Source organism: Paenibacillus sp. NMA1017 (assembly GCF_058895805.1).
Genome location: NZ_JBZXYR010000003.1, coordinates 749562 through 759221 on the forward strand (window position 1 = coordinate 749562; position 9660 = coordinate 759221).

The window sequence follows — 9660 nt, forward strand, 5'->3', positions numbered from 1 at the left end:
GCTGGCAAGGGCGGTCGGCTAACTCTCCCGAGAAGGGGGGTGAAGCCTGTGACAGTGTTTGAGGCGCTCAGTTTAATGCTGACGTTCGGGGCGTTAATCGTCACACTGTTAGAGTTTAACAAACGAAAATAGACCGCCCCCGCAAGGAAGGGTCTATTTTCGGCCTGATTGTTCCAAAACCGTCCGCTCTTGGAGCGTTGGTTGCGCAGGGGCTGGCTGGCACCAGCCCTTTTTCCATGTATATCTTACCACGATGAATTTTAGACCTCAACCGAGGATTTTACAAAAATCTAGTAAACGAATTCCAATGAACAACATATAGATCGAAATGGTTTCGTTCGTCTATATTTGCACTTTGGAGCGACAGGAATCGAATTTTGTGAAATTCTACTAACTATGTAAGGTTACAAGTTATGTGCTTTTTTGCGCCCCGTGGTCCGCGCGGTATGCTATAATAGGCGATAGTAGAATAGATTACTGAATTTGTCAGGAGCGTTTTAAATATGGATGTAAGCATACTGGTCGTCAACTATAATACGTGTCAATTGACGCTGGATTGTTTGCAGTCGGTGTATGCGTCAAAGTCGCAGTACCGATATGAAGTGATTGTTATTGATAATCACTCCAGTGACGGGTCTGTTGAGGCTATTCGTGCTGCGTACCCGGAGATTACGTTGATAGCCAATAAAGACAATACAGGTTTTGCCAAGGCGAACAACCAGGGAATGGAAGTAGCTGACGGGCGCTATGTATTGCTGTTGAATTCCGATACGTTGGTGCAACCGGACACGCTGGATACAATGATTCAGTTTATGGATACGCATCCGGAGATGGGAGCATCGGGCTGTAAGGTCATCTTGCCGGATGGATCATTAGATAAGGCGTGTAAGCGTGGCTTTCCAACGCCGTCAGCTTCTTTTTACTACGCTTTTGGCTGGTCGAAGCGTTACCCGGATAACCCGAAGTACAATCAATATCAGCTTGGGCATCTAAGCCCGGATGATGAGTATCCAGTAGATGTACTGGTAGGTGCTTTTATGCTGGTGCGCCGGGAGACGATTGACCAGGTCGGCGGCTTGGACGAAACCTTTTTTATGTATGGTGAGGACATTGACTGGTGTTACCGGATTAAGCAAGCCGGGTGGGGCATTTACTACTACCCGCGCACATATATTATTCATATCAAAGGGGGCAGTGCTCGCCGTCGTCCTTTGAAAATTATTTATGAGTTTCATAGAGCTATGTGGGTATTTCATCGTAAGCATTATAAACAGCAATACAGTTGGATCACCAATATGGCTGTATATGCGGGAATTACGGTGAAGTTTGGAATGGCCTTTCTAAAAAATAAGTTGTCTGCACCGGTCAAGCCGGACGGCGGGGAACAATCTCATACTGAGGTGAAAGCATGATACGCAGAAATCAGCGTTTTTTAACCCAATTATATATTGTGGCGGATTTCGCGGTCATTCAGTTGTCCTTTCTGATCGCTTGGTTTTTCAAATTTGAAAGTGAATGGATCACCTATAAAGAACCGCTTCCTATTCAAGTATATGGAGGCTGGAGCTTAATCTACGGCCTGATTGCCGTAGTATTGGGAATGCTATTCTCGCTCTATTCACCCAAACGCAAAAAGCGTTTTGCAGATGACGTATTCCGCGTCACCCAAATTCATATGGTTGGCCTGTTCGTGCTGTTGAGTGTGATGTTCTTCGTGAAGCAAATCGACATCTCGCGGTCCTATCTGGCAATCTATATGGTTGGAAACGTGCTGCTTATTTTGTTTTACCGGTTCTTTTTGAAGCAAGTTCTTAAAGCTCTCCGTCAAAAAGGATACAACAAGCAGTTCATGCTTATTCTCGGAGCGGGTACTCTAGGCCAACGATTTTATCATAATCTTGGACAGTATCCTGATCTGGGATACGAGGTCGTGGGGTTTCTGGATGATAAGCGGCATTGGAGTGAAGAGGAAGAAGCGCATTTCCGCCCGATTCTTGGAGGCTTAGATCAATTGGAGGCTACGCTGTCGCGTCTGATGATTGACGAGGTCATTCTGGCGCTGCCGCTGGATGCTCATGATAAGTACCCCAAGATTATCAACATGTGTGAAAAGGCTGGGGTGCGCACGCTTATAATCCCCGACTTTTTCGATTATTTGCCGGCTCGCCCGTACTTTGACAACTTTGCAGGTATGCCAATGATCAATGTACGGGATATTCCACTGGATGTGGCGGGGAATCGATTGTTTAAGCGTCTGTTCGATATTTCATTCTCTTTATTCGCGATTTTCCTGACCTCTCCGATCATGCTGGCAGTGGCGATTGGTGTGATGATTACATCCAGAGGGCCCATCATTTTTAAGCAGGAGCGAGTAGGCTTGAACCGTCGCACTTTCCGAATGTACAAATTTCGTTCGATGAAGGTATTACCTCCTGGAACTGAAGATACGGGCTGGACGACTGCTAATGACCCAAGACGCACACGTTTTGGTACTTTTATTCGTAAAACGAGTCTCGACGAGCTGCCTCAATTTTTCAACGTTCTGCTGGGTGATATGAGTGTCGTTGGTCCACGTCCAGAACGACCCTATTATGTGGATCAGTTCCGTGAGGAAATTCCAAAATACATGGTGAAGCATCATGTTCGTCCCGGCATCACAGGCTGGGCACAGAGCAACGGGTTGCGTGGAGATACATCTATTGAGGAACGAATTAAGCATGACATCTTCTATATTGAGAACTGGTCGCTCTTATTCGATATTAAAATTATTTTCCGTACGATTCGCAACGGTTTCAAGAACGCGTATTAATCCAGAGTCACCCTTCGGTTTAGCCGGAGGGTGTTTTTGCGTCTGACAGTTGTTTTGAGTATCCGTATGTGGGGTATTGACCTGTACGAAAAGGATGTGACACCCTATGAAACGACTGATTGCTACGGTCATTCTTTTAATGTTAACCGGCACATTTTTACTGGCTTACAAAGGACAATCTACAGAAGAACATGCTGGCTTTACCACGCACCGCGTGATTTCGCATGCCATGGGGGCCGTTGATGGTTTGGCCTATACTAATGCGCGTGAAGCGTTTGTGGAAAATTATAAAAAAGGCAGTCGCGTATTCGAGGTCGACCTGATGTTTACTTCGGATGGACAATTGGTGGCGCGCCATGAATGGACAGAATCTTTTACAGAGCAAATGCAACAGGAACACGCAGTTGCTAAGGAACAGGGCGGAAAACCTTGGAGCTATCATCAATTCAAGAACACCCCCATACACGGTTCCTATACCCCAGTAGATTGGAAGGATGTATTGGATTTATTGGAAACCTACCCGGATGCTTATATTGTGACCGATACGAAAGAACAGGACCCTGTCCAAATCAAACAGTTGTTTGCGCAACTGACCCGTCAGGCACAGGAGAAAAACCCCGAGCTTTTGTCCCGTATTGTTCCTCAAATTTATAATGAAGAAATGTTGCGAACGTTACGAAGTATTTATCCTTACCCATCCATTATTTATACGCTCTATGCCACAGAAGATAAGGACGACCAGATCATTCGATTTGTACAACAAAATGATATAACGGCAGTAACTTTACCAGAGAATCGGGTGAGTGGTGCTTTAGTGGAAAGTTTGCGTCAGGCAGGAGCAGTGTGCTACGTAAATACCATTAATGATTTGAAGGATGCGGCTGAGTATGAACAGATGGGTGTACGAGGTTTCTATACAGATATTTTAACGGAAAAAGAACTTAGTGAACGCAGTTGGTTGTATGCGTTACGACCCTGAGTTGTCTGAACGGTGTGTTCCCATTTGATACGAACATTGACACCTTTTAAGCACTATCATAGACTTAGCATAGAACGCTTTTGGATATTGGAATTCGGCTCGCCTGGATCATGACAAAAGCAATGGATGCTGGAGGAATGTGTGTTGGCAGATTCAATTCAATCATGGAGGCATGTGTTTAAGCTTGACCCTGACAAGGAACTGGATGATGAGGCGCTTGACGCCGTGTGTATGTCGGGTACGGATGCGATTATGGTAGGAGGTTCCTCAGGTATTACCTATGAAAATACGGTGGATTTGCTGTCGCGAGTTCGGCGTTATGAGGTGCCGTGTGTGCTTGAGGTGTCCGATCTGGAGGCTGTTGTGCCGGGGTTTGATCTATATATGATTCCCATGGTACTAAATACCACTGACAGTAATTGGATTCTAGGACAGCACCAACGAGCGATTGAGCAGTTTGGTTATATGATCCCTTGGGATTTGCTTGTGACGGAAGGATATATTGTTTTGAACGGTGATTCTACAGTTGCTAAGCTTACCGGAGCAGATACTTCGCTGGGTGCTTCATCTGCCGCCTCATATGCACAGATTGCTGACAAGCTCATGCATTTACCGATTGTATATGTGGAATATAGCGGTGCTTTTGGGGATATGGAGCTGGTGCAGAAAATACATCGCAGTACAGAGCATTCTCGTGTCCTATACGGGGGAGGTATCGTGGATAAATCTACCGCGTTACAAGCGGCTGCCGTTTGTGACACCATTGTAGTAGGAAACATCATTTATCGTGACTTGGCGAAAGCGCTGGAGACGGTAGCTGTGAAATTGGAAGTATAGAACGTGATTTTATGGAAGCTCAGGGAAAGGAGCATGCACGCATGCAATCAATAGATATACACGAGGCGGTAGCTCGCCTTAATCCGCCTCAGCGTCAGGCTGTGGAGGCGGTAGAGGGTCCGCTGCTGATTATGGCTGGCGCAGGCAGTGGTAAAACACGGGTGCTCACGCACCGAATAGCTTACCTCATCGCGACCCGCAAGACGGCTCCATGGGGCATTTTGGCGATTACCTTTACGAACAAGGCTGCGCGTGAAATGCAGGATCGCGTATCCAAGCTGATTGGCCCGCAGGGGAGAGATGTTTGGGTATCCACCTTCCACTCGATGTGTGTGCGTATTTTACGTCGGGATATCGAGCGGATTGGCTTCACCTCGAATTTCAGCATTTTGGATTCTACGGATCAATTGTCTGTCATTCGGAGCTGCATGAGGGATCTGAATATAGACACCAAAAAGTTTGAACCCAAAGCAGTTCAGTCAATGATGAGTACGGCTAAAAATGAACTGGTCACTCCCGAAATGTATGAGCGCAAGATTGGCGACTATTTTGAGGGGATTGTGGCGAAGGTATATACCAAGTACCAACAACGGCTCAAAAACAACAACTCTCTTGATTTTGATGATTTGATCATGGCAACGATCCAGCTTTTTAAAGAAGTACCTGAGGTACTGGATTTCTATCAGAAAAAATTTCAATACATTCATGTTGATGAATATCAGGATACGAACCGTGCGCAGTACATGCTATGCAAAATGTTGGCCGACAAGCATCACCGGATTTGCGTAGTAGGTGACAGTGACCAATCCATCTATCGGTGGCGGGGTGCGGATATTAGCAACATTTTGAATTTTGAAGAGGACTACCCGGAAGCGCGCACCATTTTGCTGGAGCAAAACTATCGGTCCACCTCGAATATTCTCAACGCTGCCAACGAAGTCATTGGTCAAAATACAGGCCGCAAGCCGAAAAAACTATGGACTGACAAAGAAGGCGGCGCCAAGATTAAAGTTTATCGTGCTGATTCTGAGCATGATGAGGGCTACTTTATCGCCTCCGAAATTCATAAGAATATTAATGCGGGCAAAACCTATAGCCATCATGCCATTTTGTACCGTACGAATGCTCAGTCTCGGGTTGTCGAGGAAATTTTGATTAAATCCGATATTCCTTACCAGATCGTGGGCGGTATCAAGTTCTATGATCGGAAGGAAATTAAGGATTTGCTGGCGTATCTTCGCCTGCTCTCGAATCCTGACGACGACATCAGCTTGATCCGAATCATTAATGTGCCAAAACGAAGCATCGGAGACACAACCGTCGGCAAATTGCAGGCAGCTGCAGCGGAACGTGGAGTTTCGATTTTCCGTGTCCTTCAAGTTGTAGACGATTTGGGCTTTGCAGGACGTACGCGCAATGCGTTGGTAGAGTTTTACGATATGATCGAAGGTTTAAGTCGGATGGTAGACTACCTGTCGGTTACCGAGTTAACAGAGAAAATGCTGGAAACCACCCAATATCGATTGGAGCTGCAAAACGAGAATACACTCGAGTCACGCTCACGTTTGGAGAATATTGATGAGTTCCTGTCGGTAACCATGGAATTTGAAAAAGGCGCGGAAGACAAGTCACTCGTCTCCTTCCTGACCGACCTTGCGTTGATTGCCGATATTGATTCCATGAATGACGATGAAGAAGAGCAAAGCGATGCGGTTGTATTGATGACCATGCATAGCGCCAAAGGACTGGAGTTTCCCATCGTATTTATTGTCGGTATGGAGGAGGGAGTATTCCCTCATAGTCGTGCCTTTCTGGATAACGAAGAGCTGGAGGAAGAGCGCAGATTGGCGTATGTCGGGATTACCCGTGCAGAGGAGCAACTGTTCCTTACATGCGCACAGATGCGCACTCTGTTTGGCCGCACCACAGCTAACCCGCCTTCCCGCTTTCTCGAAGAGATTCCGGACGAGTTAAAAGAGGATACGATCATCAAACGTGACCGCTACCGTCGTTCAGGCAATGTAGGCGGATCTTATGGTGGGCGCGGACTGAATAAAGGTAGTGGCAGCAACTTTGGTGGAGAGCGCTCGTTTGATACGATGAGCCGTAGTGGTTCTTCCGCTTCCGCGTCGCCCCGTGTAACAGTAACGACATCTTCATCCGCGAAACCCACTCCGGCTGCTTCGGCAGGAGGTCCCTCCATTTTTGCTGCTGGAGACAAGGTACAGCATGGTAAATGGGGGATTGGAACTATTGTAGCTGTAAAAGGGACGGGCAATGATATGGAACTTCAAATTGCTTTCCCGGCTCCAGTAGGGGTTAAACGACTGTTAGCTGGCTTTGCACCGATTACAAAAGTAGAATAATTCTCAAACATCATTAAATCTCGAACCTCATGAGTGGCAGCTTGGCTTAGGGCCTCTGCCCTGATGAAGTTCCCGGAGGGATACGCCTGCATGAACCCAATGCACAGGATGGAGCAGCTTGTTGCTGAACTGAACACATATAACTATCATTACTACACACTGGATGAACCCAAGATCAGCGACAAAGAATATGATGTGCTTTATGACGAGCTGGTAGCGCTTGAACAGACGAGCGGCCTTGTGCTGCCGGATTCGCCGACACAGCGTGTGGGCGGGGAGTTACTCAAAGGTTTCACACCGCATCGCCACCTTGCCCCATTATGGAGCCTTGATAAAGCTCAGAATATGGAACAGCTGCGTGCATGGAACGCGCGTGTCGTGAAGCTGGTCAATGATTACAATACGAAGAACCCGGAGCAACCTTTGCCATCTCCAGGCTATGCGATAGAACTTAAATTCGATGGACTGACGCTGAACCTGACGTATACTGATGGACAGCTGGTACAGGCTTCTACCCGCGGTAATGGTGTGGTGGGTGAGGGGATATTGGCGCAGGTAAAAACGATTAAATCCGTGCCACTTACAATTCCTTTTCGAAATGGAACTATTGAAGTTCAGGGAGAAGGGATAATGAATCTCTCTGTATTGTCCAAATATAATGAGACTGCCGCGGACCCTCTTAAAAATGCACGCAACGCCGCAGCTGGCGCTTTGCGTAACTTGAATCCCAAAGTGACAGCAGAACGGCGATTGAATGCATTTTTCTACAATGTGGGATATGCAGACCGTATCCAGTTTAACAGCCACCAGGAAATGATGACTTTCCTGCGTGAAAATCATTTTAAGGTAAACCCTTATCTGACTTACTTTGATAATTTTGAAAATGTAATGGAGCAACTGATTGAAATTGAAGAATCTCGTGCCGGATTGGATTACCTTATTGATGGGGCAGTATTGAAAATTACAGATATGCGCACACGTGAGGCTCTCGGGTATACCGATAAATTCCCACGCTGGGCGGTGGCATATAAGTTCGAAGCCGAGGAAACGACAACGGTGCTTAACTCGGTTGAGTGGAATGTAGGACGAACCGGTAAAATCACCCCACTTGCAAGGGTAGAGCCGGTAGAGATGGCGGGAGTCACTGTACAAAATTGTACACTGAACAATGCTGGTGACATCGAGCGCAAAAACCTGAAGTTTGCTTTGGGTGCACGTGTGTTTATCCGCCGCTCAAACGATGTCATTCCGGAGATATTAGGAAAGGTTACATCTGAGAACGACGGGGAGGAAATTGTCGTACCAGATCATTGTCCAGCCTGCGGGTTTCCGTTGCAGCAGCGAGGTGCCCATTTGTTTTGCGACAATAAGCTGGGTTGTAAACCACAAATTGTGGCTCGTATTTCCCATTTTGCTTCACGTGATGCTATGGATATTGAGACATTCAGCGACAAAACGGCTATACAGCTGCATGACGAACTGGAAGTGCGCGAGCCTGCGGATTTGTATACACTCCAATATGATGATCTTGTAAAGCTGGAGCGGTTTGGTGAGAAAAAGGCCAGTAACCTCTTGGCGGCACTAGAAAAGAGTAAAGAGAGAGATTTGGCTTCTTTCCTTTATGCTCTGGGTATACCGAATACCGGTAAAGCGACAACACGCATGTTGGCTGAACACTACCGTGATTTGCACAAGACGATGTCTGCTACAGTGGAAGAACTGATAGAACTACCGGATGTGGGCGGGATTGTAGCCGAAAGCATTGTTGCTTTCTTTGCCGATCCATTTACTCAGGCGGGAATTGAAAAGATGCTGTCTCTAGGGGTGAAAGCTCAGGCCCCTAAAGCTCCACAGGAGAAGAAGACAGACAGCTTTTTCAGTGGCAAAACGGTCGTGCTTACAGGTACCTTGCATCAGCTTACGCGTGACGAAGCTGCATCCAAGCTGGAGGCGCTGGGAGCCAAAGTTGCGGGGTCTCTATCGAAAAAGACGGATCTAGTCATAGCTGGTGAAAAGGCTGGGAGTAAGCTGGCTAAGGCCCAACAGCTCGGAATTGACACCATAGAAGATGAGGATGAATTTATCAGACTGCTGGAACAAGAATAAATAGATTGCAAATGAGTGCAGTCATTCCGCTCTGGGGCGGGGTGGCTGCCTTATTATCTGTTGTATAGTTAGGAAATAAAATAGATATAAATAAATGCTTGCTAAATAACTTTAGGCATGATATATTATTAGACGTTGCTTTGAGAATATCATTTCTTGAAGCGAGGTTGCTGAAAAGATAATCAAAAAAAGATTTGACAAGAAAGCAACTAACATGATATGATCTGATTCCTGGCTCGTTGAACGAACGAGAACAGATAAGTTCTTTGAAAACTGAACAAATGGATGATGAAATAAAGATTTCTTCTTTTATAAAGAAGAATCGCTAGCATTAAAAATGAGCTTATCGCTCTTTCTATAAACCAGCTTCGGTTGGTCTTTAATGGAGAGTTTGATCCTGGCTCAGGACGAACGCTGGCGGCGTGCCTAATACATGCAAGTCGAGCGGGGTTAGTTAGAAGCTTGCTTCTAACTAACCTAGCGGCGGACGGGTGAGTAACACGTAGGCAACCTGCCCACAAGACAGGGATAACTACCGGAAACGGTAGCTAATACCCGATACA

At 46.4% G+C, this 9660-nt stretch carries 7 protein-coding genes and 1 rRNA gene; all 8 read left to right on the plus strand.

The features are described from left to right. The first annotated feature begins 54 nt into the window (after positions 1 to 54). Positions 55 to 132, plus strand: a complete 78-nt coding sequence (locus tag AC5ELV_RS12165) for a putative holin-like toxin (protein WP_354005523.1) — start codon at positions 55 to 57, stop codon at positions 130 to 132. Between the two features lie 371 nt (positions 133 to 503). Further along, positions 504 to 1412 (plus strand): glycosyltransferase family 2 protein, encoded by a 909-nt coding sequence (locus tag AC5ELV_RS12170; protein WP_493430391.1) that lies wholly within the window; start codon positions 504 to 506, stop codon positions 1410 to 1412. Beyond that, positions 1409 to 2809 (plus strand): undecaprenyl-phosphate glucose phosphotransferase, encoded by a 1401-nt coding sequence (locus AC5ELV_RS12175; protein ID WP_493430392.1) that lies wholly within the window; start codon positions 1409 to 1411, stop codon positions 2807 to 2809. The genes AC5ELV_RS12170 and AC5ELV_RS12175 overlap by 4 nt, the downstream gene beginning before the upstream one ends. A 106-nt stretch (positions 2810 to 2915) precedes the next feature. After that, entirely contained in the window at positions 2916 to 3788 is an 873-nt protein-coding gene (locus tag AC5ELV_RS12180) for a phosphatidylinositol-specific phospholipase C/glycerophosphodiester phosphodiesterase family protein (protein ID WP_493430393.1), read from the plus strand. 144 nt (positions 3789 to 3932) lie between these two features. After that, positions 3933 to 4625 carry a heptaprenylglyceryl phosphate synthase gene (gene pcrB / locus AC5ELV_RS12185; RefSeq protein ID WP_493430394.1) on the plus strand — a complete coding sequence of 231 codons (693 nt, stop codon included), beginning with the start codon at positions 3933 to 3935 and terminating at the stop codon, positions 4623 to 4625. Between the two features lie 41 nt (positions 4626 to 4666). Next, a complete protein-coding gene (pcrA, locus tag AC5ELV_RS12190; protein ID WP_493430395.1) occupies positions 4667 to 6991 on the plus strand; it encodes a DNA helicase PcrA in 2325 nt (774 codons plus the stop codon). A 90-nt stretch (positions 6992 to 7081) separates the two neighbouring features. Next, a complete protein-coding gene (gene ligA, locus AC5ELV_RS12195; RefSeq protein ID WP_493430396.1) occupies positions 7082 to 9097 on the plus strand; it encodes an NAD-dependent DNA ligase LigA in 2016 nt (671 codons plus the stop codon). Between the two features lie 379 nt (positions 9098 to 9476). Beyond that, positions 9477 to 9660, plus strand: a 16S ribosomal RNA gene (locus AC5ELV_RS12200); the annotation flags it as partial.

Excerpts from the sequence above, each read along its gene's own strand:
- ligA (WP_493430396.1), top strand. The coding sequence starts at position 7,082 with ATGAACCCAATGCACAGGATGGAGCAGCTTGTTGCTGAACTGAACACA.
- AC5ELV_RS12175 (WP_493430392.1), top strand. The coding sequence starts at position 1,409 with ATGATACGCAGAAATCAGCGTTTTTTAACCCAATTATATATTGTGGCG.
- AC5ELV_RS12170 (WP_493430391.1), top strand. The coding sequence starts at position 504 with ATGGATGTAAGCATACTGGTCGTCAACTATAATACGTGTCAATTGACG.
- AC5ELV_RS12180 (WP_493430393.1), top strand. The coding sequence starts at position 2,916 with ATGAAACGACTGATTGCTACGGTCATTCTTTTAATGTTAACCGGCACA.
- pcrA (WP_493430395.1), top strand. The coding sequence starts at position 4,667 with ATGCAATCAATAGATATACACGAGGCGGTAGCTCGCCTTAATCCGCCT.